This window comes from Mycobacterium syngnathidarum (assembly GCF_001942625.1).
GTDB lineage: Bacteria > Actinomycetota > Actinomycetes > Mycobacteriales > Mycobacteriaceae > Mycobacterium > Mycobacterium syngnathidarum.
The window spans coordinates 74,681-97,169 of the sequence record NZ_MLCL01000078.1 but is presented as its reverse complement, the minus strand read 5'-3'; the positions used below and the strand labels follow the sequence as shown (position 1 = coordinate 97,169).

Here is a 22,489-nt window from a genome sequence, read left to right as displayed (position 1 = left end):
AGGTGATCTTCGCCAAAGGGCACGGTACCCAGAACGATTTCGTGGTGCTGCCCGACCTCGACGCTGCGCTGTCGCTGACGCCTGCCGCCGTGGCCGCGTTGTGCGACCGCCGCCGTGGCATCGGGGCCGACGGCGTACTGCGGGTGACGACGGCCGGTGCTGCGCAGGCTGCCTGCGTTTTCGAGCGGCTGCCGGAGGGGGTGGCGGCCACCGACTGGTACATGGACTACCGCAACGCCGACGGCTCCATCGCGCAGATGTGCGGCAACGGGGTACGTGTATTCGCCCATTACCTGCGCGCCTCAGGCCTGGAATCCGCCGACGAGTTCGTGGTGGGCTCGTTGGCCGGCCCCCGTCCCGTGGTGCTGCACAGCGCCGACCCGACCACCGCGGACGTCACCGTCGAGATGGGTAAAGCGAACCGGTTCGGCACCGGAACCGCGGTGGTCGGTGGCCGCAGTGTCAGCGGTATCGCCGTCGACGTGGGCAACCCGCACCTGGCGTGTGTCGGCCTGACCGAGGACGAGTTGGCTGCCCTCGACGTGGGCTGCCCGGTGTCCTTCGACGAGCAGCTGTTCCCCGAGGGCGTCAACGTCGAGGTCCTGACGGCTCCGGTGGACGGCGCAGTGTCGATGCGTGTGCACGAACGTGGCGTCGGGGAAACGCGGTCCTGCGGTACCGGCACGGTCGCGGCCACCTTGGCCGCGCTGGCCCACCAAGGTGCCGACACCGGGACCTTGCAGGTCCGGATCCCGGGTGGGGAGGTCACCGTGACGATCACCGAGTCCACCAGCTACCTGCGTGGACCATCGGTGCTGGTCGCCAGGGGAGAGCTGTCCGAGCAGTGGTGGCATGCCGCCCACGCGTAATTGGGGTGCGCGCGCAACGATGCACGTGACAACCTGTAAGTACATATGACTCATCCAGAACATCCCCTCACTCCCAGCACCGGCGAGCTGGCGCTGGAAGACCGCGCCTCATTGCGCCGCGTCGCCGGGCTGTCCACCGAACTCACCGACGTCACCGAGGTCGAATACCGCCAGCTGAGGCTGGAGCGCGTCGTCCTGGTCGGGGTGTGGACCGAGGGCAGTGCGGCCGACGCCGATGCCAGCCTTACCGAGCTGGCCGCGCTGGCCGAGACCGCGGGCTCGGAAGTGCTCGAGGGCCTGATCCAGCGCCGCGACAAACCCGATCCATCGACCTACATCGGCTCGGGCAAGGCGGCCGAACTGCGCGAGATCGTGCTGGCGACCGGCGCCGACACCGTGATCTGTGACGGTGAGCTCTCACCCGCGCAGCTCAACTCGTTGGAGAAGGTGGTCAAGGTCAAGGTCATCGACCGGACCGCGCTGATCCTGGACATCTTCGCCCAGCACGCCACCAGCCGAGAGGGCAAGGCACAGGTGTCGCTGGCTCAGATGGAGTACATGCTTCCCCGGCTGCGCGGCTGGGGTGAATCGATGTCGCGGCAGGCCGGCGGTCGCGCCGGCGGGGCAGGCGGCGGCGTGGGAACCCGCGGGCCAGGTGAGACCAAGATCGAAACCGATCGCCGCCGCATCCGTGAGCGGATGGCCAAGCTGCGCCGCGAGATTCGCGACATGAAGAAGATCCGCGACACTCAGCGCAGCCGCCGGCTGTCTTCAGACGCCGCCTCGGTGGCCATCGTCGGCTACACCAACGCCGGCAAGTCCAGCCTGCTCAACGGCCTGACCGGGGCCGGGGTGCTGGTAGAGAACGCGCTGTTTGCGACTCTCGAACCGACAACGCGCCGAGGCGAATTCGACGACGGCCGGCCTTTCGTGCTGACCGATACCGTCGGCTTCGTCCGGCACTTGCCCACCCAGCTCGTCGAAGCGTTCCGGTCCACCCTGGAAGAAGTGGTCGATGCCGATCTGCTGGTACACGTGGTGGACGGCTCCGACGAGCATCCGCTGGCACAGATCAACGCGGTACGCGAGGTGGTCAACGACGTAGTCGTCGAATGCGGCATCGCCCCACCGCCGGAGTTGTTGGTGGTCAACAAGATCGACGCGGCGACCGGCCTCGGGCTGGCCACGCTGCGCCGGGCGCTGCCCGACGCGGTGTTCGTCTCGGCGCACACCGGCGACGGGCTGGACCGGCTGCGGGCTCGCATGGCCGAGATGATCCCTCCCACCGATGCGACGGTGGACGTGACGATTCCCTACGATCGTGGGGATCTGGTGGCGCGGGTGCACGCCGAGGGCCGGGTGGACGCCACCGAACACACCGCCGAAGGCACCCGCATCAAGGCACGGGTACCGATGGCGCTCGCCGCGGGTCTGAGCGAGTTCACGACCTTCTGAACGTTCGGCCTTCTGAACGCTTCGGCGAGGCGGGCCTCAGGCTGCCGGTTTCTTGTCCTTGGCCCCGGCCGACTTGTCCTTGACCCGGGTGGTGCCTGCTGTCTTGCGGTGCGGGCCGCCCAGCGCTTTGTGCACGGTGCTGCGGAGCGACTTCGCCACATCGCGCGCCGGATGTGCCTTGACCGGCGAGGCTTTCAGCTCCGACGGACGGTGTTGCTCGCTGATCGTGGGGTCGTCGGCGTCGGGAGCTGTGGTGAGCGTCGCAGTCCCCTTGGTGGCGGTCTTCAGTCGCGACAGCGGTCGGCGGTCGGGCTTCGCTGCGATCTTCGTGTCGGCGACGGTGTTCTCGGGTGTGCCTTCGACTGTGACGGTATCGCCGGATTCGGTCGGATCGGACCATCCGGGCAGCGGGTCGAGTCCGGGGTTGAGCGCGGCCTGGATGCCCTCGGGGATGTCGTTGACGAGGTCGGTCGCCAGTGTCACGGGGTTGAATCTGGGGAGCAGCTGAAACGGCGTGGGTGTGCTGTAATCCGTTCTGGTGTAACCGGTTTCGATCAGGGTCTGCGCCATCGGTGAGATCAGGTCGACGAGCGGAACCACCAGGGCCGACGTGCCGGTCGCCGCGCCCAGTTCGAGGAACGGCTGCATGATCGGCAGGGTCTTCGCCGGCAGCGTGATGTAGTACGTGTCGCTGCCGTCGACTTTCTGGCAGTGGGTTTCGGCGGTGCAGCTCTGCTGGGCGTTCTCGATCGCGGCCTGCACTTGCTCCGGCGTGTATCCGTAGGGTGTCGCCGTGGCCGGATCGTCACCCCTGGGATCCAGGTAGGTGCCATGTACGTACTGGAATCCGGCCAGTGCGTTGAGCAGCGCGAGCGGATTGAGCAGCCAGGACGGAGCGTCGGCCACGCCGTCGTACTCAAGGGCGATGTCGTAGGTCTCGATGCCCGTGTCCGTCGGGGTCGGTTGGCCGAATGTCGCGTCGAGGATGGGCACGGTGCCCAGGATCGCCAACCGCTCGAAGAGTCCGCCGTCGGGGCGGTTCGGATTACCGATCAGGACGAAGCTCAGGTTCTGTTTCTGCTCGTCGGTCAGGTCGGCCAGGTTGCCTTTGACGATGCTGGCGACGGTGGCGCCCTGCGAATATCCGAAGACGGCCACGGGGTGGGGCGCACTGGGGTTGTTGGAGCCGACGAGTTCGCTGGTCAGCTGGGTGACTCCGCTGGCCACCGATACATTCCATTTGGCGCCCTCCAATCCGCCCCAGCCCGGCAGCGGGATGGGCCAGAACTGAGCGATGTAAGGGACAGCCACCGGCGCCGCGCAGTCCTCGGCCCCGCAACTGCCGCTGGGTTGGACGTAGTAGGAGACTGCGTTGGCCATGTAGTTGTTGGAGCTCGCCGGGTTCGGGGTTCCGGTTCCGGGCACGATGAGCGGTGTCACTGCCACGACCAGGCCGACTGCTGCGGTACCGACCGGGGACAGCCCGATAACCACCGAACCGGATACAGCTACCGCGCCGACCAGCAGTGACCTGGCGGCAGCACGGGGTGAGAATCGCATCGGCCGGGATCTCCTTCTGCTGACGGCCCCGTCAGCGCTGAAGGGATCTTTGCATCGGCGCGCGGCCGCTAGGTGGCAAACGCCCGAAGTAGTGACCTCTCAATCGATCTGGCGCGGGCGCAGCACCGGCGGCTGGTGCGCGCGCACCGGGGGAAGCGCTTCGTCGAACTTCTCGATCTCCACCAGGACATGCGCGCCGGTGCAACCCTGGGCCAGCGAGGAGGTGCCGATGTCCGCGGTGAGCACGTTGGGGTTGCCGTGCACGCACATCGAATCGGGGTCGGCCGGGTCGGCCGGATCGAACCAGGCCCCGGTCGACAATTGCACTACTGCCCGGCGCACCCGATCGTCTATTACCACGCCGGCCAGACACGCCCCGCGGTCGTTGAATACCCGTACCACCTCGCCACCGCTGAGCCCGCGGGCCGCCGCGTCATCGGGGTGAATCCGGATCGGTTCTCGTCCCTGAACTTTCGATGCCTGACTGGCGGCGCCGCCGTCGAGTTGGCTGTGCAGACGGGTCGCGGGCTGGTTGGCCAGCAGATGCAACGGATAGGTGCGGGCCCGCTGCCCACCGAGCCACTCCGTCGGCTCGTACCACCGGGGATGGCCGGCGCAGTCGTCGTAGCCGAACCCGTCGATGGTGTGCGAGAAGATCTCGATGCGCCCACTCGGGGTGCCCAACCGGTGCTCGATCGGATCGGCCCGGAAATCGGAGAGCAGCGTCAGCCCCGGTTCGGTGGGCAGGCGCAGTTTGCCTGCGGCCCAGAACTCGTCGAACCGGGGAACGTCGAAATCCAGCCCGGCCGACCACTTCTCATACATGTGGACCAGCCATTGCCGAGCCGTGCGGCCCTCGGTGAACCGCGCGCCGAAGCCAAGACGATCCGCCAGCGCCGAGAACGTGGTGTAGTCGTCGCGGGAATCGGCATACGGCTGCACCAGCGCGGGCATCGCGACCAGCAGTGGGTCGTTGCGCGAGCCCGAATAGTCCTCGCGCTCATAGGCGGTGGTCGAGGGCACCACGATGTCGGCATGCTTGGCCATCGCCGTCCAGTACGGGTCGTGCACCACGATGGTGTCCACCCGCGACAGCGCCCGGCGCAACCGGGGAATGTTCTGGTGATGGTGGAACGGATTGCCGCCGGCCCAGTACACGCACTTGATGTCGGGGTAGCTCAGTTGCATGCCGTTGTAGTCGAACGGCTGCCCGGGGTGCAGCAGCATGTCGGTGACAGAGGCGACCGGGATGAACGTCTGCACCGGGTTGAGGCCTTGGGGCAGGGTGGGCAGGCCGCACCGCAGCGGCGGCAGTCCCGGCTCGTTCATCGACCCGTAGCCGTGCCCGAAACCTCCACCGGGCAGCCCGATCTGGCCGAGCATTGCGGCCAGGGTCAGCCCCATCCAGGGGGCCTGCTCTCCGTGGCGGACCCGTTGCAGGGACCAGCTGACGGTGACGACGGTCCGCGATGCGGCCATCCGCCGGGCCAGCGCGGTCAGTTCCTCGGCGGGCAGGCCGCTGAGCGCCGACGCCCACTGCGGGCTCTTGGCGACGCCGTCATCGCGACCCAGCAGATAGCGCTCGAACCGGCGGTAGCCGGTGCAGTGTGTATCGAGGAAATCGAGGTCGGCCAGACCTTCGGTGGCCAAGACGTAGGCCAGCGCGAGCATCACCGCCACGTCGGTGCCCGGGGCCGGGGCCAGCCACTGGCAGTCGCCGTCGACATCGTCGCGCAGCGGGCTCAACGACACGATCTGCCCGCCGCGCGCACCCAACCGGCGTAGCGCGTCGCGGGCCGGATGTGCGGTGGTGCCACCGTGATTGGTGCCGGTGTTCTTCAGCGCGAGGCCCCCGAAACAGACCAGCAGATCGGTGTTGGCGGCGATCACATCCCAGTCGGTGGAGCGCTTGAACAGGTCGTCGTGGGTGCCGACCACCCGGGGCATGATCACCCCGGTCGCGCCCAGGCTGTAGGAATGGCGCGAAAAGGTATAGCCGCCAAGCATTTTCAGGAAGCGGTGCACCTGACTCTGGGCATGGTGGAAGCGTCCGGCACTGGCCCAGCCATAGGAGCCGCCGTAGATTGCCTGGTTGCCGTAGGTGTCGACCACCCGGCTCAGCTCGTCGGCGAGCAACTCGGTGAGCTCGTCCCATGACACCGCCACGTACTCGTCGGCACCCCGATCGGTACTGGGGCCTGGGCCGTCACGCAGCCAGCCGCGCCGCACGGCGGGCCCGGCGACCCGCGAGCGGTGCCGGATCGAACCTGCGAGGTTGCCGAGCAACGGTGAAGGGTCGGTGTCGCCCACCATGGGGGTGACGGCGGTGATGTCGCCGTCCGCCACGTCGGCGGTGAAGCCACCCCAGTGCGCGAGGCTCGTGGGGGACTGCGGCATGGCCCGAGTTTACGGGCGGTACGGCCCTCCCCGCGGCTGACCAACCACCCGGTTGGTATAGGTTGACCCCAACTATGTAACCAGTACCGGAGGTCACACCATGAGCAGTGCTGTGAAGTACGACCGCACGTTGTTCGAGCCGGAGCACGAGCTGTTCCGCGAGTCATACCGGGCGTTCCTGGACAAGCACGTCGCGCCGTTCCACGACCAGTGGGAGAAAGACAAGATCGTCGACCGCGGGGTCTGGCTGGAGGCCGGTAAGCAGGGCTTTCTCGGGATGGCGGTGCCCGAGGAGTACGGCGGCGGCGGCAACGACGACTTCCGCTACAACACGATCGTCTGTGAGGAGACGGTGGCCGGCCGCTACAGCGGCATCGGCTTCAGCCTGCACAACGACGTCGTAGCGCCCTATCTGCTGCGGCTGGCCAACGAGGAGCAGAAGCAACGCTGGCTGCCCAAGTTCTGCACGGGTGAATTGATCACGGCGATCGCAATGACCGAACCCGGCACCGGCAGCGACCTTCAGGGCATCAAGACCCGTGCCGTCCGCGACGGCGACCACTACGTGCTCAACGGGTCGAAGACCTTCATCACCAACGGCATCAACTCCGACCTGGTGATCGTCGTCGCCCAGACCGACCCCGAGAAGGGCGCGCTGGGCTTCTCCCTGCTGGTGGTGGAGCGCGGCATGGAGGGCTTCGAGCGGGGCCGGCACCTCGACAAGATCGGTCTGGACGCCCAGGACACCGCCGAGCTGTCGTTCACCGACGTCAAGGTGCCGGTCGAGAACCTGCTCGGCGAGGAAGGCCAGGGCTTCGTCTACCTGATGCAGAACCTGCCGCAGGAACGGATCTCGATCGCCATCATGGCCGCGGCTGCGATGGAGGCGGTGTTGGAGCAGACGGTGCAGTACACCAAGGAGCGCAAGGCGTTCGGCAAGCCGATCGGCAGCTTCCAGAACAGCCGGTTCCTGCTGGCCGAACTGGCGACCGAGGCCACCGTGGTGCGGATGATGGTCGACGAGTTCCTCCGGTTGCACCTCGACGAGAAGCTCACCGTGGAGCAGGCCGCGATGGCCAAGTGGTATTCGACCGAGAAGCAGGTCGAGCTCATCGACCGCTGCCTGCAGCTGCACGGCGGCTACGGCTACATGCGGGAGTACCCGGTAGCACGGGCGTACCTGGACGCGCGGGTGCAGACCATTTACGGCGGTACGACCGAGATCATGAAGGAGATCATCGGACGCAGTTTGGGCGTCTGACGAGTCCGGATCACCCCGTGTGACGGCCCGAGAAGCCCAAATCTGGGTCCTTGGACCCAGATATTGGGGCTTTTTTGGCCATGATCGGCCACGTTCCTTGGTTATCGTCACCTGCTGAAGCAAAGTTGTCGGGGCGGGACATTTCTGAGGAAACTTTGCCGAACGAGCGGGGAGAGCGCATGACTAGGCCTGGAGCGAGGCTGGACGCGACCGTGTGGCGGTTGGCGGTCGGCCTGCTCGCACTCGTGGTCGCTGCTTTGATGGGGCCGGCGGTGGCGTCGGCCACCCCGGAGTCGGATGCCGATGCGGCGGTCACGGCCGCCTGGCAGGCCAGCGGCGGTGACGGCGGGCCGCTGGGGCCACGCCAGGGCGGGGTCTACGCGGTCGGATCGGGCTTCGCGCAGAACTTCGCCGGGGGCAAGATGTTCTACACCCCGGCGACCGGCGCTCATTTCATGCAGGGCGCCATTCTGGAGAAGTACGAGTCGCTGGGCGGCGCCGCGGACGGGGATCTGGGATTCCCGACCATCGACGAGGGACCCGGGCTGGCCGCCGACAGCCGCAACTCGACGCTCAGCGCGCCAGACAAGCCCGTCATCTTCTGGACTCCTGCCACCGGTGCCCGCGTTGTCCGGGGTGCTATCAACGCCGCGTGGGACAAGCTCGGCGGTTCGGCGGGTGTGTTGGGCGTTCCAGCCGAGGACGAGTCGTTCGACGGCGACGTGAGCACCCAGAAGTTCACCGGCGGTGAGATTTCCTGGAACCGCAAGACCAAAGCGTTCACCACGGTTCCGCCGGAGCTGGCCGATCAGCTGACGGGTCTGGACGTGCCGTCGGATGCTGCCGCGGCGATCGCGGCGGCCCGTCGCGCGGCAGGCGGGCCGATGGGGCCGCTGGGGGCCAAGGACGGCGACCAGTACCCGATCGGCGCCGACGGGGTCGGGCAGAACTACGCCGGCGGCAAGATTTTCTACAGCCCGGCCACCGGCGCCAACGCGATCACCGGCCAGCTGCTGGAGAAATACGAAAGCGTCGGTGGACCGGAAGGCGATCTGGGCTTCCCCACCGCCAGCGAGTCCGAAGGCGGGCTGGGTCCGAACAGCCGCATCAGCACCTTCGCCGCGGCAGACAACCCAGTCATCTTCTGGACCCCCGACTACGGTGCGGTGATCGTCCGGGGAGCCATGAAAGCGGCCTGGGACAAGCTCGGCGGCGCCAAGGGCGCACTGGGCGCCCCCATGGCCGACCAGACCGAAGACGGCTCGGTCATCACGCAGCGGTTCAGCGGGGGAGCGATCTCGTGGGATCGCGACGCCAACAAGTTCACCACCGAGCCGTCGAAACTGGCCTCCGAGCTGAGCGGACTGCAGGTTCCCGGAGTCGGTCAGCCCCATGCCGGTGGTCCGCAGCCGTCGACAGCCGATACCGAGAAGCCATTCTCCTGGCATTGGAGCTGGTGGTGGCTGATCGCGGTGGTCCCGGTGCTGCTGCTGGCGGGGCTCATCGTGGGGGCGGCACTGTGGCACCGCCGCCGGGCCGGCCGCGATGACGACTTCGAACACGATCCATTCGACGACGACTACGACGAGGCACCCGGCCCACCGCACTACGACGACGGTCGCTACGACGAGGCGCGCTACGAATCGCGGGGATACGACCACGACGAATTCGCCGATGACCACGGCGCCGATACGTCGGGCAGCTACACGCCGAGCACTGCCTACGGTGCCGGCGAAGCCGCGACGACTCGATTCGGCGGTCCGGGCGAGGACATGGCGAGTGCGGCGGCGTCGCCGTATGACGGCCCCACCGACACCGCGATCCCGGTCAGCCAGTGGGCCGCGCCCCGCGGCCCCGCCATCGGTTACGGAGTCCCGGGTGAGGAGGAGGAACCGCCGGAGGATTCCGCACAGCTGGTCGGGGAGCGCGGCTTCGACGACGATGACGACTTCGACGACTACGAGGACTACGAGGACGACGACTTCGGCGACGAGGACTTCGGCGACGAGGATCTCGACACGCCCATCGATGCGGACTTCGAAGAAGTTGCCGAGGGCGAGGACACCGACGGCGAAATCGAAGCGGAGCTCGCAGACGACACGTTCGACACCGGGGCGTTTGCGGGAGCGACCGGCGGTGTCCCCGCGGCTCCTGGCTTCTCGACGCTGAGCGGCCTGGCCCCGCCGAGCGACCAGGACAATGTCGACACTGCGCCCACCCGGGTGATCACCGAGGCCGATGTATACAGCAGCAGCGAATCCCACAGCGGGCGCCATGCCGCCATCGAACTCGACGAGATCCCGAGCGCCACGGCCATTCACCTACCGCTGGACGACCCGAATCGTGCGCCGGAAGGCTACCCGATCAAGGCCGACACCAAGACCGGCCGATACTGGGCACCCGACAGTAGCGAGTATGACGATGCGGTCGCCGAGATTTGGTTCGCCAGTGAGGAATTCGCGCGCACCAACGGTTTTGTCCGAACCGACTGACCCAGTGCCCACGGGCTGAGCTACCGGGCTCCGGCCGCCTTTCGGTGCGGCCGGCCCGGCTCTCGGTCCGTCAGATCTTGCGGATCACGGTGACGACCTTGCCGAGCACCGCTGCGTCGTTACCGGGGATCGGCTCGTATGCCGGGTTGTGCGGCATCAGCCAGACCTGACCGCGGGTCCGCTTGAACGTCTTGACGGTGGCTTCGCCGTCGATCATGGCTGCCACGATGTCGCCGTTGTCGGCCACGCTCTGCTGGCGCACCACCACCCAGTCGCCATCGCAGATGGCCGCATCGACCATCGAGTCTCCGACGACCTTGAGCAGGAACAGCGAGCCCTCACCGACCAGTTCGCGGGGCAGGGGGAAGACATCCTCGACGGCCTGCTCGGCCAGGATGGGACCGCCCGCGGCGATGCGCCCGAGCACCGGAACGAAGGTCGGCTCGGGTAGTGCATCGGAACCGGCCACGTCGGTCGAGACCACCGCGGCGGCCGGATCGTCCGCACCGCGCACATCGACCGCACGCGGCCGGTTGGGGTCGCGTCGGAGATAGCCCTTGCGTTCCAGGGTGCGCAACTGATGGGCGACCGACGAGGTCGAGGTGAGGCCGACCGCGTCCCCGATCTCGCGGATGCTGGGTGGGTAGCCGCGACTGGTCACCGATGTGCGGATGACGTCGAGAATCGTCCGTTGCCGGTCGGTGAGGCCCCCCTCGGCCCGGCGTGGACCCGCGCTGTCCGATTCGGCCGGGGTGTCGGTGCTGCCGTCCCTGCTGCGGTCGTCGCTCATGAGGCCGAATGTAGTCGTTGTTCGAACATTAATCAAACATGTGTTCGACGCGTGTTGTGGGCGTGTCTGCAGGTGGGTGCGGCGCGCGCCGCCGCCGAGGGGTGGGCGGGCCTGGTGGCCCGAACTTGTCGGTGGGCTGTTCTATCGTTTGGCAACAGTTCGATCACATGTTCTATCAATCGAACACCTGAGCGACTATGTTCGAACACAAGAGCGAAACGTCTCACCGAAAGGCAGTCAGATGGCGATCATCGATATCCCCGCCGATAGCCGTTCCCGCGCTGTTCGGGCCACTCCGCGGTCGCAGGGCCCCCGCGCCCAGTTCGGCGCTGGTGCCCCCAGGCCGTTGCGCCGGGTCCAGCGGCCCTCGCCCACGCGTCCCGCCGGCGGTTCGGTTCGCTACCGCGGGACCGGGGTGTTGATGTCCCGGGCATCTCACCGCAGCCGGCCCATCACCCCTGTGACGACCGTCCTGTTGGCACTGGTGGCAGCCGGCATCACGATCTGGCTGGGTTTGGTGGCCCAACTGGGCGGGGTGATGGGAACCGAGCCCGGCGCGACTCCGACCGAACTCGCGGTGGTGCAGGTGAAGTCGGGGGAGACGCTGCAGCAGGTGGCCCGGCGAGTCGCCCCCGACGCCCCGGTCGCCCGGGTCGTCGAGCAGATCCGCGATCTCAACCAGCTCGAATCCGCGGCGCTGGACGCAGGGCAGACGCTGCTCGCGCCGGTTGGCTGAGCAGTGTGATGTCCGCTGAATCGTCCTGGCTGCCAGCGACACTGGTCGGCGTCGGCATGAGCGTCTACGCACCACTGGACCCGGCGGTGAATCTGCCGCGGGCATCGCGGGTACGCTCAAGAGCGCTCGAACTAGTTGTCCGGCGGCATGACGAAGGAGCGGTAATGCACTGTCCGTTCTGCCGTCACCCCGATTCGCGTGTGGTCGATTCACGCGAGACCGATGAAGGGCAGGCCATTCGACGCCGTCGGTCCTGCCCCGAGTGCGGACGTCGATTCACCACTGTAGAGACCGCCGTGCTGGCCGTGGTGAAGCGCAGCGGGGTAACCGAGCCGTTCAGTCGCGAGAAGGTCATTCGCGGGGTACGCCGGTCCTGTCAGGGCAGGCAGGTCGATGACGACGCGCTCAATGTCTTGGCGCAGAAGGTCGAGGACGCGGTCCGCGGGCTCGGTACGCCGGAGATCCCCAGCCATGAGGTCGGCTTGGCGATTCTCGGGCCGCTGCGCGAACTGGACGAGGTCGCCTACCTGAGGTTCGCGTCGGTGTACCGGTCGTTCACGTCGGCTGAGGATTTCGAGCGTGAGATCGAGGCGCTGCGCGCCCACCGCGCCGAGGCGTAGTCCGCGCCAGGCCGGCGTCAGTCCAGTCGGGAGCTGCCGTCGTTGACCACACGGCCGGCCACGCGAACCCAGCCCTCCGGACTCCATCGGGTCTCGATCACCGAGCCTTTGCCCTGGATAATCGTCAGATCCCGGCTGAGATAGTCGGTCATCCGCACCGCAGCTGCTCCGGTGGCCTCATCTTCGGGAATCCCCAGATGTGAGGCGAATGACCGGGAGCGCAACGTGCCGTTCGCCTCGTCGATCCAGGCCCACAGGTAGGCATTGTCGAAATCGTCGGGTTCGGCGGCGAGAACCTCCTCCACCGTGGCCAGGTCGTAGATGGCGAATTCAGGGGCCCATTCCGAGCGGGCATTCACAATGGTTCGATCGTCGTCGTACTCGATCGAAACGATTCCCGCGGGTACGCGCAGGGTACGGACCGGCAGCCCCAACTCGCGCAGCCACCACGACGCACCGACCGTCGGATGTCCGGCGAACGGCAGCTCGACAGTCGGGGTGAAGATGTGAACGCCGGCCGAGTTGCCACCGGGCTGCGGCAGATCGATGAATACAGTTTCGCTGTAACCCAATTCGGTGGCGATCCGTTGCCGGTCGTCGGGCGCCACCGTGCTGTTGTCAACAACCCCCAGCGGGTTGCCGTACTTGCCTTCGGAGTCGGTGAACACGCGCAATACGGTGACGTCGATGGCCATAGACCGATGCTACGTCGCCCCCGCGCACCCCGGGCGGATCCGCCCGCGGGAGAAGGTCAGGTGGCGCTGCGCTCGTCGGCGCCCATCGCGTCGAGTACCGCGATCTGAGTATCGAAGGGCCCGCTGATCGTCGCTCCGGTCCGCCCGCTGCGCAGCAGGCTGCGGAGTTCATCCTGGTCGTAGACCGAGGGGTCGGTCGTGTCGATGAAGCGTTCTACCACCTCGACGAAGCGGTCAGGATCGTCGTGGAACGGAAAATGCCCGGATCCGGAGAAAATGTCCAACTGGGAACCGGGCATCGCGGCGTGGGCCATCCGGGCGTGGCTGACGGGGATCACCGAATCGGAGTCACCCCAGATCAATTGCACGGGAACGGATTCGGTCAAGTAACAGCGATCCAGCATGGTGACGACCTGACCACGCCAGTCCACCACGGCGCGCAGCGTGCGGGCGAAGGCCGACGATGCTGTCGGCTCGGGCAGATCGGCCAGGATACGCAACATGTCCGGGATGTCGTGTCCGAGACCGGCCGAGCCAAGCACCGCGCCGGCGGCACGGCCGGCCAGCTGCAACGCCGGCAGCACCAGGGGCAGGCGCAGCAGCGCCAGGGCTTCACTGCCCATCGGCAGGGACGCGACCCGCAGGGCGATGTTGACATCCTTGGTGACGCCACCGGCGCCGACGAGGATGAGGCGGTCCACCAACTGCGGGAACTGGTAGGCGAATTGCATCGCCACGCCGCCGCCCAGGGAATGCCCGACGACCGTCACCCGATCGATGTCGAGCACGCTGAGCAGGTCGCGCATCCCATTGGCGTACGCGGCCACCGAATAGTCCGCGCGCGGTTTGTCGGAGCTACCGTGGCCGAGCAGGTCCGGGGCGATCACCGTGAACCGCTGTGCCAGGGCCGATTGCACCGTGTGCCAGGTTGTGGAGTTGTCACCGATGCCGTGGATCAGAAGTATCGCCGGTCCCGATCCGGCGACCCGGAAGGCCCGACGGTACCCGTGGATCGTGCGGTATTCGAGTGCTGGGGTGAGCTCGCGAACGGTCCGCAGATGGGATTTGCGCTCGGTCATACTGGTCAACCTCGCTCTCGGCCCGGCATCGGGCCCCTATGAGTGGGTGTCGCCGTTCGGGAATCCGTCGCCGAAGCCGTCCCGTCCGTCCCGGTACCTGTCGTCCTTGTGCTTGTCACCGGCCTGCTGAGCGAGGAACCGTTCGAACTCGGCACCCAGCTCGTCACCGCTGGGTAGTTCCTCATCACGCGCCAGCAGGGACCGATTCTCCTGTGCGGCAACGAATGCATCGTACTGGCGCTCCAGCCCGGTCACCACTTGGGCGACCTCGGTGCTGGCTTCTACCTGCTCGTTGATCTTGCTGTACACCTCGGCGCCGGCCTCGGAAAGCTTCTCCAACGGCAGTTGTAGCGAACCGGTTCGCGCCACCTCGGCCAAGAGTGCCTCGGCGGCCGGCGGATAAGCCGTCTGAGCCAGGTAGTGCGGGACGTGCACGGTGTAACCGACCACCTCGTGGCCGTGCTGAGCCATGCGGAACTCGAGGAGGTTGGAAACGCTCGCCGGCACCTGGACCTCGCCGACCCACGGGGTGTGGTCGGCGATCAGCTCCTTGTCGTTGGCGTGCGCGGTCAACATCACCGGGCGGGTGTGCGGCACCGCCATCGGAATGGTGCCCAGCCCGATCACCCGTCGGACCCCGAGTTGCTCGGACAGTAACCGCACCGCGGTGATGAAACGCTCCCATCGCAGGTCCGGCTCGAGGCCGGCCAGCAGCAGAAACGGTGTCCCCACGCCGTCGTGCAGCGCGTACAGGTTCAGCTCGGGTTCGTCGTAGCTGGTGAAATGGTCGGTTTTGAATGTCATGAGCGGCCGCCGCGACCGGTAGTCGAGCAGTTCGTCGATGGCGAACGATGCCACGAGCTCGGTGTCGAGGGTGTCCTTCAGATGCTCCGCGGCCAGCCGGATGGCGTGACCGGCGTCGGAGAACCCCTCCAGGGCGTGAATCAGCACGGGGCCGCGGCCATCCGAAGACGACAGCTGTGGAGCCGGGAACTCAAGCTCGTACATGCCGCTCTGGTCGGGCTGGTAGTGCTGCTCGGGGGTATCGCTGCTGTCGGTCATCTCGCTTCGTCTCCTCGCTGCGGTAGCACGCTGTGACGGCCTACCACCGTTCTGTCTAGTGTCTCGCATACCCGCACCGCGGGTTCGTTCCGCCCCGCTTGTGCGTGCGAACGCGCCGGGGTGCGGTCGGCATTCCGACGATGGTCCGCGCGATCAGGCAAAATCGTGACGGTGCAGGTGGCCCGGATGGTGAAGCTCACACTCGCGGCGGCGTTGATGACGGCCGCGGTCGCGGCCTGCACCGGGCCGGGCGACCCGGCTGGCTCCGGGACAGCCGGCCCCACCACGGCCCCGCCGACCAGCGCACGGGACTCCACCCGCCCCTTGTCGCAGGCAGGCGCCGAGTCCGTGACCCCGGACCCGCGGGTGGGGGCACTTTTCCTCGGTGACACCACGACGCACACCTGCAGCGGTTCGGTCCTGGCCAGCACAACCGGCGACCTCATCCTGACGGCTGCGCACTGTCTGCTCGACGGGGTGGACACCGCCTTCGTTCCCGGCTTCGGCGAAGGCGATGGTGATGCCTGGCACGTCGAGGCCGTGTATCTGGACCCGCGCTGGATCGCCGACCAGGATCCGCGGGCCGACTACGCCATCGTGCGGGTCGCGGGCGGGAAAGGCGCCGGGCTGCTCGCGGAGGCCGAGGGTGGGCTGACCCTGGGTTCGGCGCCCGCGCCGGGTAGCCCGGTGACCGTGACGGGCTACCAGATGGGCGAGGGAGGCGGCGCGCTGGCCTGCCGGGGCACGGCAACGTCGTCGCAAGGATTCCCGTCCCTGGCTTGTGGCGGCCTGACCGACGGTTTCAGCGGCGCTCCGTGGGTGTCGGGGTCCACGGTGACCGGGTTGGTCGGTGGCCTCGACGGAGGCGGATGCGATGACGACGTGTCCTACTCGCCGGTTTTCGATCACCGCATCGCCCGGCTGCTGGCCCGGGCTGAGGCGGGCGGACCCGGCGACGCGGCGCCCGAGGCCCTCGCCTCCGACTGCTGATCGTTGCCCGCCTGGCACATGCGGCTGACGCCGAATACGCGGTGAACAGGCGCCACCGGGTTATCCCCAGCGCAGAATCCATCCCCAACCACCGGCGGCGGGCTGGTTCGGGCGACGGTTCCTGACGGCTCCGGTTGGCACGGTCAGACCATGACCACGCCATCGCCATCCTCGTCAGAGTTCGACTTCCATCTCAACCGTCCCGGTGCGCTGATCGCCGCACTTCCCGCCGTACTCGGGTTCGTCCCGGAATTCAGCCTCGTCCTGGTCACCGTCAACCACGGTGAGCTGGGCTGCGTCATGCGTGCTGATCTGGCCGACGACATGACCGAACGCGTCGCGCATCTGGTCGGCCTCGCGGCCACCGCCGGCGCGGACGCGGCGATCGCCGTGATGGTGGATGACCACAGCAGGGATTGCCGGGCGTGCGATGACCGCTACCGCGACCTGGCATCGGTGCTGGACCAGGCGCTTGCAGTCGAGGACATCGAACTGTATGCAGCCCATGTCGTGGACAAGGTGGCTGCCGGCGGGTTCTGGCATTGCGCCGACAGTTGCGGCGAGCAGGGATGGGTGGATGATCCGGGTGCGTCGCCGCTGGCGGCAGCCGCGGTGCTGGACGGCCGCCGGCTTTACGCCAGCCGTGACGAACTGCTGGCGGTGATCCGGCCGGATCCGGTAGCCGTCGACTCGACGCAGCGGCGGTTGGCGCTCGCGTCGCAGCGGCCCGGATGCCCGGATCCCCGCCCCGACGCCGAGGTGCGCAGCGACATCGAAGCCGCGATGACGGCGGCCCTGCAGTTGGCCGAGGGAACGCTGCCCGGCCACCCTGAGTTGGCGCGGCTGGCCGAGGGTTTGGCCGACCCGCGGGTGCGTGACACGCTCTACGCGCTGGCGGCGGGGGAGTGTGCCGAGCAAGCCGAAGCCCTGTGGGCGCTGCTGGCCCGCACGCTCCCTGACCCGTGGCGCGTGGAAGCGCTTGTCCTGCTCGCATTTTCGGCGTACGCACGCGGCGACGGGCCGCTGGCAGGGGTGTCGCTTGATGCGGCCCTGCAGGCGCGGCCGACGCACCGGATGGCCGGCATGCTCGACACCGCACTGCAATCGGGGATGCACCCCGAGCGGATCCGCGAACTGGCGGGCACCGGGTACCGGCTGGCGCAGCAGCTGGGCGTGCAGTTGCCACGGCGAAAGCCGTGGGGGCGTAGGGCCAGTTGAGCCGGCTAGACCTTCTCGACGCGGACGGCGTGCGCCATGTGATGGGGCAGCTCGACCTGCTCGTGCCCCGGGATCACGATCATCACGCCGCCGTGGTCGTTGGCCTCGACGGTGACGCGCGCGTTCGGCACCACCCCGGCGTCCTTGAGCCGGCCGATGAGTTCGGTGTCGCCCTGGACGTGTTCGGTGAGCTGACGCACCACCACCGCCACCGGCAATCCGACCGGGAGCTCGGTCAGCCGGACCAGGCTGACATCGTCGTAGCCCGTCGCTCCTACGCCGAGATCGCCCAGGCCCGGAATCGGGTTGCCGAACGGTGAGGTGGTGGGGTTGTCGAGCACCTGGACCAGGCGCCGCTCCACGTCCTCGCTCATCACGTGTTCCCAGCGGCATGCCTCGGCGTGGACATCCTCCCAGGGCAGCCCGATCACATCGACGAGCAACCGTTCGGCCAGCCGGTGCTTGCGCATCACGGCGACCGCGAGGGCGCGGCCCTTGTCGGTCAGCTCCAGGTGGCGGTCACCGGCCACGTGCAGCAGGCCGTCGCGCTCCATGCGCGACACGGTCTGGCTGACCGTCGGACCGCTCTGGTCGAGCCGTTCGGCAATGCGGGCACGCAGCGGCACCACGCCCTCTTCTTCGAGGTCGTAGATCGTCCGCAGGTACATCTCGGTGGTGTCGACCAGATCGTTCATGCGCGCCTTCCCAGCCCAAACGTCACCGCACAGTCTACCGTTTCCGGCTCTTGAACTGCGGCGCAACATCGGGGCGTCGGGCACCTCACACCGCGAGGTAAAACTCCAGGCCACAGCGATGTGCCCCGCCGGAAACCGGCGGGGCACATCGACAGGAGGACTAGCTGGCGTAGGAGCGGAGCCGATCGGCACGCTCGCCGTTGCGGAGCTTGGCCATCACCTCACGCTCGATCTGGCGGACACGCTCGCGGGACAGGCCGAACAGCTTGCCGATCTGGTCCAGGGTGCGGGGCTGGCCGTCGTCGAGGCCGAACCGCAACCGGATCACCTGCTGCTCGCGCTCGTCGAGCGTGGCCAGCACGTGGCGGATGTCGGTGTGCAACAGCTCGGAGATGACGGCGTTCTCGGCCGACATCGCCTCGGAATCCTCGATGAAGTCGCCGAGCGGGGCTTCCTCGTCGGTGCCGACCGGCATGTCCAGGCTCACCGGGTCGCGGCTGTGCTCCAGCAGATCGTTGATCTTCTCGACCGGAATACCGGACTCTTCGGCCAGTTCCTCGTCGGTGGCCTCGCGGCCCAGGTGCTGGTGCATCTCACGCTTGATCCGGGCCAGCTTGTTGACCTGCTCGACCAGATGGACGGGCAGGCGGATGGTGCGGCTCTGGTCCGCCATCCCTCGGGTGATGGCCTGGCGGATCCACCACGTGGCGTACGTGGAGAACTTGAAGCCCTTGGTGTAGTCGAACTTCTCCATCGCGCGGATCAGGCCCAGGTTGCCTTCCTGGATCAGGTCCAGCAGCGGCATGCCGCGGCCGGTGTAGCGCTTGGCCAGTGAGACGACCAGGCGCAGGTTGGCTTCCAGCAGGTGCCTGCGGGCGGCCTCACCATCGCGGACGACGGCGGCCAGGTCGCGTTTGCGGTTCTCGCCGAGACGCTTCTTGGTGTCCAGCATGTGCTGGGCGTACAAGCCTGCCTCGATGCGCTTTGCGAGCTCTACCTCATCGGCGGCGTTGAGCAACGCCGTTTTGCCGATGCCGTTCAGATACACGCGCACGAGGTCGGCGGCAGGGCTCTGGGCGTCCAGATCACTGTCGACGCGGCTTGTGGTGGCATTTGCCATGACGGCCTCCTGATCGGCTCGAACTGTCATGAAGTACAACGTGGTAGACCCCATGAGAGTTCCCGCCGATCTGGAGATTCATGCCCGTTGAGCTGCAGTTTTTCCGGACCGACCTGAGAATGTCCTAAGAATGGCTAAAGAAGCCGCTCAGCTGGGAGCATCATCGCCCGGCCGCGCTGACTCCGGTTGCGGTGCCACGTTCGGCTCCTTCTGTAACGCCGGGCGCTCCGCGGTGGGGAACAGGGGTATCCGCTCGCCGCGGCCGGCGTAGCGTCGCGGTTCCTCGGCGCTACGCGGGGGACGGTCGTTGGCGATCAGAACCGCCATCCAGGGCAGCGGTATCGACGCCACGATGATCGCGAGCGAGATGAGGCCGTTCTGCCAGATGTTGTAGGCGACGGCCGCCAGGATGAGCGCCGGAATACGGAAGGCCATCAACGTCAGGTACTTGCGGACACGTTGGCGATGCTGCACTTCGTATGCGGGTGCGGCTTTGGTGATGAGAACCGGGCGGGCTTCCTTGCCGAAATCGTCGCCGAAATCGCCGTCGAAACTCAGCTCGTGGCTTTGTTTCATGCCTCTACTGTTCCACACCTGGCGCCGGTGGTGGCAGGTGGATTTCCCTATGGCCCGCACCCAGGCACAATGAGAACATGCAGACCCAGACCATCGAGCGCCCGGACACCGACGAACGCGTCGACGACGGGACCGACGACGACACCCCCAAGTTCTTCCATTACGTCAAGAAGGACAAGATCGCCGAAAGCGCCGTCATGGGCACGCATGTCGTCGCGCTGTGCGGCGAGGTGTTTCCGGTGACCAAGTCGCCCAAGCCGGGTTCTCCGGTGTGCCCGGACTGCAAGAAGATCTACGAGCAGCTCAAGAAGTAGGTGGCGGTACCGGCGGTTCGACGTGCTCGGGCACACGGCTTTCGGCCGGTGCCGGGGCGCCGCCGCTGAAGCCGGCGTTGAGGGCTTTGTACTCAAGCCATTCCCGCAGTCTCCTGGTGTGGGTGTCCGCCGCGGGCCACTCCTCTTGTATGGCCGCATTGAGTTCGGCGCCGAACATGACGGCAAAACCCAGGAAGAACGCGAACAGCAGGAAAGCGATCGGTGTTGCCAGTGCACCGTAGGTGTAGCCGGTGCTGGTGATCCAGGTCAGGTAGATCCGCAGCCCGAAGGTGGCGACCAGGAACACCACGGTGGCCAGGACCGCTCCGAGCACCAGGCGGTGGGTCGGGATCGGTGCCGGCAGCGAGACCCGGTAGAGGATGGTCACCCCGACGAAAACCGCCAGGAACAGCGCCGGGTAGTAGCCGTAGCGCAGTACGTTGTCCCAGCTGTCCGGAATGTGCTCGGCGACCGCCCGGGGCCCCAGCGCCACCAGCGGCGCGACCGCGATCGCGAACACCAGCATGATCACGTAGAGCCCGAGCGCATAGAAACGCTGGCGCACCGGATGCCGTAACGGTGTTTGGCCGTGGGCTTCCACGATCGAGTCCACGAACGCCGAGACCGCCGACGAGCCGGCCCACAACGAGATCACGAAGCCCACCGACACCACCTCGCCCCGGGCACCCCTGACGATGTCGCGGATCGTCGGCTCGATGATCTCGTTGACGACGTTGGGTGAAAAGAAGCTGTTCGCCGCGTTGATCAGTTGATCCTGGATCGTCGGCAGAGTGTCCGGCCCGAACAACGGTGCGATGTAGGCCAGGCTGCCGAGCATCCCCAGTAGTAGGGGAGGCAATGACAACGCGCACCAGAACGCCGCCTGTGCCGACTCCGAGAAGATGGAGTCGTCCCAGCTCTTCGACAATGTGCGTCGAGTGATATGCCAGATGTGGTGGCGTGATGGTGGTACTGGAAGCGGCTGGCCAGTCATGACCAGTCAAGCATTACTGACGAAACGTGCTCCTGCCCAGGCGGGTGGTGTCGGAGGCCGTGAAGGGTGCGCGACAGCAGCCGTTAGACCTCTGCCGTGCTGGTTTCCAACACCGCGGCCAGCTCGACCAGCTTGGCTTCGTGCTCGTTGGCATGGTGCTGGCAGAAGAGCAGCTCGGCCCCTGAGGGCAGCTTCGCGCGCACGCGTGCGGCCGCGCCGCAGCGATCGCAGCGATCGGCTCTGGTTAGCTCCGGGCTTGTCAGAGTTGCGTTCATGGCTCCTCCGTCTTCTGCTCTGCGCATCTCGGCAAAGGCGCCTCGATTGCGTATGTCTACTCTGTCAGACGTTTTGGATTCCGGCCTTGTTCCCCAAGGGTTCACCGGTGTGTCGTGTCTCACTTGGCCGCAGCGTTGCTGGACCGGCAAGCTGACGGTATGCACCCGTCGCCGCGTGTCCTGGTTCACCTGTGCAGCGTCGAGGACTGGCGCCGGGCCCAGCGTAGCGGCGAACATCGTCCGGACTCGCTCGGTGTGCAGGGCTTCGTCCACCTCTCGGCTCCCGAACAGGTGCATCTGCCGGCCAACCGGCTCTACTCCGGACGTGGCGACCTGGTTCTGTTGCACATCGACCCGGAAAAGCTGACCGATCCGGTGCGCTGGGAGCCGGGGGTCCCGACGGATCCCGACGCGATGCTCTTCCCGCATCTGTACGGCCCGCTGCCGCTGACCGCTGTGACGGCCACCGCGCCCTATGTGCCCGACGATCAGGGCCGGTTCGCGCCGCTGGTCGGCGACACGCCGTCGGGGTAGAGCGCAGGTCGGCAGCCGGCGCGGCGCGTGACATGCTCGTCAGGTGTCCGGCGCAGCCCAGAATCGGCAGGGCGCGGCCACCCGGCTGCGCCTGGTGAAGGCTGCCGAACGATTGTTCGCCGCCCAAGGTGTGGATGCGGTGTCGGTGCGGGCAGTCAACGCCGCCGCGGGCCTGGGCGCGGCCTCGGTGCACTATCACTTCGGATCCAAAGACGAGCTGTTGCGGGCGGTGCTCACCGACATCGGCGCACCGGTGCGCGACGAGATCGCGGCCAACGTGGCGGTGCTCGCGGCCGATCCGGTCGCGCCGGGACCCGACGCCCTGGTCCGCGCGGTCACCGAGCCGTATCTGAAACTGCTACTGCGTCACCGGGTTCGCGGCATGCGCTGGATCAAGATCATCGCGCAGATCTCGCAAGAGGACAATCCGGTTCTGCTGGACACCGAGCAGCATCTGCCCGACGAACTTTTCGCCCAGGTGCAGCGGGCCTTTCCCGGCTCCGATCCGGCGCGTCTGGAACTGCGCTGGGCGATCTCGATCATGAACTTCATCCAGGCGCTGAGCCGAGCCGACGAATGGCGCCGTAACGGCAGCCGGCTGGACGAGACCGAACTACGTGACTTCTACGACGACCTGGTGCGTTTCGTCGTCGGCGGGGTCGATCGCCTGCTCGGTTCCTGACGGATCCGTCCCACCCAGCGGGAGCCTTTGCAGGCCTAATTTATGGATCACTTGATCCAATCATTCGATCCAGAT

22 protein-coding genes are annotated in these 22,489 nt (G+C 67.2%); 11 read left to right on the top strand and 11 right to left on the bottom strand.

What is annotated here, in order from left to right; genetic code table 11:
• The first annotated feature begins 2 nt into the window (after window positions 1–2).
• Both dapF and hflX read left to right on the top strand, forming a co-directional pair.
• Window positions 3–869: a diaminopimelate epimerase gene (gene dapF / locus BKG60_RS22195; protein WP_075909998.1), complete on the top strand. Its 867-nt coding sequence runs from the start codon at window positions 3–5 to the stop codon at window positions 867–869.
• A 45-nt stretch (window positions 870–914) separates the two neighbouring features.
• Window positions 915–2,324, top strand: a complete 1,410-nt coding sequence (hflX, locus tag BKG60_RS22190) for a GTPase HflX (protein ID WP_075909997.1) — start codon at window positions 915–917, stop codon at window positions 2,322–2,324.
• Between the two features lie 36 nt (window positions 2,325–2,360).
• On the opposite strand, the gene BKG60_RS22185 is transcribed toward hflX, so the two are convergent.
• On the bottom strand, window positions 2,361–3,884 hold the full coding sequence (locus tag BKG60_RS22185) for a PE-PPE domain-containing protein (RefSeq protein ID WP_075909996.1): 1,524 nt from the start codon (window positions 3,882–3,884) through the stop codon (window positions 2,361–2,363).
• Between the two features lie 99 nt (window positions 3,885–3,983).
• Window positions 3,984–6,281, bottom strand: a complete 2,298-nt coding sequence (locus tag BKG60_RS22180) for a molybdopterin-dependent oxidoreductase (protein WP_075909995.1) — start codon at window positions 6,279–6,281, stop codon at window positions 3,984–3,986.
• Between the two features lie 100 nt (window positions 6,282–6,381).
• Between BKG60_RS22180 and BKG60_RS22175 the strand changes: the two genes are divergently transcribed.
• Window positions 6,382–7,542, top strand: a complete 1,161-nt coding sequence (locus BKG60_RS22175; protein WP_070186545.1) for an acyl-CoA dehydrogenase family protein — start codon at window positions 6,382–6,384, stop codon at window positions 7,540–7,542.
• 179 nt (window positions 7,543–7,721) lie between these two features.
• Window positions 7,722–10,034, top strand: a complete 2,313-nt coding sequence (locus BKG60_RS22170) for an LGFP repeat-containing protein (protein ID WP_075909994.1) — start codon at window positions 7,722–7,724, stop codon at window positions 10,032–10,034.
• Window positions 10,035–10,104: 70 nt separating this feature from the next.
• Here BKG60_RS22170 and lexA read toward each other — a convergent pair whose 3' ends face one another.
• Window positions 10,105–10,824 (bottom strand): transcriptional repressor LexA, encoded by a 720-nt coding sequence (gene lexA, locus BKG60_RS22165; RefSeq protein WP_075909993.1) that lies wholly within the window; start codon window positions 10,822–10,824, stop codon window positions 10,105–10,107.
• A 241-nt stretch (window positions 10,825–11,065) separates the two neighbouring features.
• On the opposite strand from lexA, the gene BKG60_RS22160 reads away from it, so the two are divergent.
• Together BKG60_RS22160 and nrdR are read left to right on the top strand one after the other, a co-directional pair.
• Entirely contained in the window at window positions 11,066–11,560 is a 495-nt protein-coding gene (locus tag BKG60_RS22160; RefSeq protein ID WP_075909992.1) for a LysM peptidoglycan-binding domain-containing protein, read from the top strand.
• Between the two features lie 164 nt (window positions 11,561–11,724).
• Window positions 11,725–12,180: a transcriptional regulator NrdR gene (nrdR, locus tag BKG60_RS22155; protein WP_070186541.1), complete on the top strand. Its 456-nt coding sequence runs from the start codon at window positions 11,725–11,727 to the stop codon at window positions 12,178–12,180.
• A gap of 17 nt (window positions 12,181–12,197) precedes the next feature.
• Here nrdR and BKG60_RS22150 read toward each other — a convergent pair whose 3' ends face one another.
• The 3 genes from BKG60_RS22150 to BKG60_RS22140 are packed head-to-tail and all read right to left on the bottom strand — an operon-like array spanning window position 12,198 to window position 15,016.
• Window positions 12,198–12,875 carry a PhzF family phenazine biosynthesis protein gene (locus tag BKG60_RS22150; RefSeq protein ID WP_075909991.1) on the bottom strand — a complete coding sequence of 226 codons (678 nt, stop codon included), beginning with the start codon at window positions 12,873–12,875 and terminating at the stop codon, window positions 12,198–12,200.
• Between the two features lie 56 nt (window positions 12,876–12,931).
• On the bottom strand, window positions 12,932–13,954 hold the full coding sequence (locus BKG60_RS22145) for an alpha/beta fold hydrolase (protein ID WP_075909990.1): 1,023 nt from the start codon (window positions 13,952–13,954) through the stop codon (window positions 12,932–12,934).
• A gap of 36 nt (window positions 13,955–13,990) precedes the next feature.
• Window positions 13,991–15,016 carry a proteasome assembly chaperone family protein gene (locus BKG60_RS22140; RefSeq protein WP_070186538.1) on the bottom strand — a complete coding sequence of 342 codons (1,026 nt, stop codon included), beginning with the start codon at window positions 15,014–15,016 and terminating at the stop codon, window positions 13,991–13,993.
• A gap of 186 nt (window positions 15,017–15,202) precedes the next feature.
• Here BKG60_RS22140 and BKG60_RS22135 point away from each other — a divergent pair, with 186 nt between their 5' ends.
• Window positions 15,203–16,006 carry a trypsin-like serine peptidase gene (locus BKG60_RS22135; protein WP_075910028.1) on the top strand — a complete coding sequence of 268 codons (804 nt, stop codon included), beginning with the start codon at window positions 15,203–15,205 and terminating at the stop codon, window positions 16,004–16,006.
• 150 nt (window positions 16,007–16,156) lie between these two features.
• A complete protein-coding gene (locus BKG60_RS22130) occupies window positions 16,157–17,224 on the top strand; it encodes a DUF4192 domain-containing protein (RefSeq protein WP_075909989.1) in 1,068 nt (355 codons plus the stop codon).
• Window positions 17,225–17,229: 5 nt separating this feature from the next.
• Here the strand turns inward: BKG60_RS22130 and BKG60_RS22125 are convergent, their stop codons facing one another.
• The 3 genes from BKG60_RS22125 to BKG60_RS22115 form a co-directional block, all read right to left on the bottom strand.
• Entirely contained in the window at window positions 17,230–17,919 is a 690-nt protein-coding gene (locus BKG60_RS22125; RefSeq protein ID WP_070186537.1) for an iron-dependent transcriptional repressor DtxR, read from the bottom strand.
• Between the two features lie 160 nt (window positions 17,920–18,079).
• Window positions 18,080–19,069, bottom strand: coding sequence for a sigma-70 family RNA polymerase sigma factor SigB (gene sigB / locus BKG60_RS22120; protein ID WP_255741598.1), 990 nt, complete (start codon window positions 19,067–19,069; stop codon window positions 18,080–18,082).
• 117 nt (window positions 19,070–19,186) lie between these two features.
• Window positions 19,187–19,633 carry a DUF3099 domain-containing protein gene (locus BKG60_RS22115; protein WP_239252723.1) on the bottom strand — a complete coding sequence of 149 codons (447 nt, stop codon included), beginning with the start codon at window positions 19,631–19,633 and terminating at the stop codon, window positions 19,187–19,189.
• 59 nt (window positions 19,634–19,692) lie between these two features.
• Here BKG60_RS22115 and BKG60_RS22110 point away from each other — a divergent pair, with 59 nt between their 5' ends.
• Window positions 19,693–19,929 (top strand): DUF3039 domain-containing protein, encoded by a 237-nt coding sequence (locus tag BKG60_RS22110; protein ID WP_070186535.1) that lies wholly within the window; start codon window positions 19,693–19,695, stop codon window positions 19,927–19,929.
• On the opposite strand, the gene BKG60_RS22105 is transcribed toward BKG60_RS22110, so the two are convergent.
• Together BKG60_RS22105 and BKG60_RS22100 are read right to left on the bottom strand one after the other, a co-directional pair.
• Window positions 19,919–20,923 carry a YihY/virulence factor BrkB family protein gene (locus BKG60_RS22105; protein ID WP_070186534.1) on the bottom strand — a complete coding sequence of 335 codons (1,005 nt, stop codon included), beginning with the start codon at window positions 20,921–20,923 and terminating at the stop codon, window positions 19,919–19,921. The genes BKG60_RS22110 and BKG60_RS22105 overlap by 11 nt on opposite strands.
• 83 nt (window positions 20,924–21,006) lie before the next feature.
• Window positions 21,007–21,198, bottom strand: a complete 192-nt coding sequence (locus BKG60_RS22100) for a DUF7455 domain-containing protein (RefSeq protein ID WP_070186533.1) — start codon at window positions 21,196–21,198, stop codon at window positions 21,007–21,009.
• A gap of 159 nt (window positions 21,199–21,357) precedes the next feature.
• Between BKG60_RS22100 and BKG60_RS22095 the strand changes: the two genes are divergently transcribed.
• Both BKG60_RS22095 and BKG60_RS22090 read left to right on the top strand, forming a co-directional pair.
• A complete protein-coding gene (locus BKG60_RS22095; protein ID WP_070186532.1) occupies window positions 21,358–21,732 on the top strand; it encodes a DUF952 domain-containing protein in 375 nt (124 codons plus the stop codon).
• Between the two features lie 43 nt (window positions 21,733–21,775).
• A complete protein-coding gene (locus BKG60_RS22090) occupies window positions 21,776–22,414 on the top strand; it encodes a TetR/AcrR family transcriptional regulator (protein WP_075909988.1) in 639 nt (212 codons plus the stop codon).
• The last annotated feature ends 75 nt before the right edge of the window (window positions 22,415–22,489 follow it).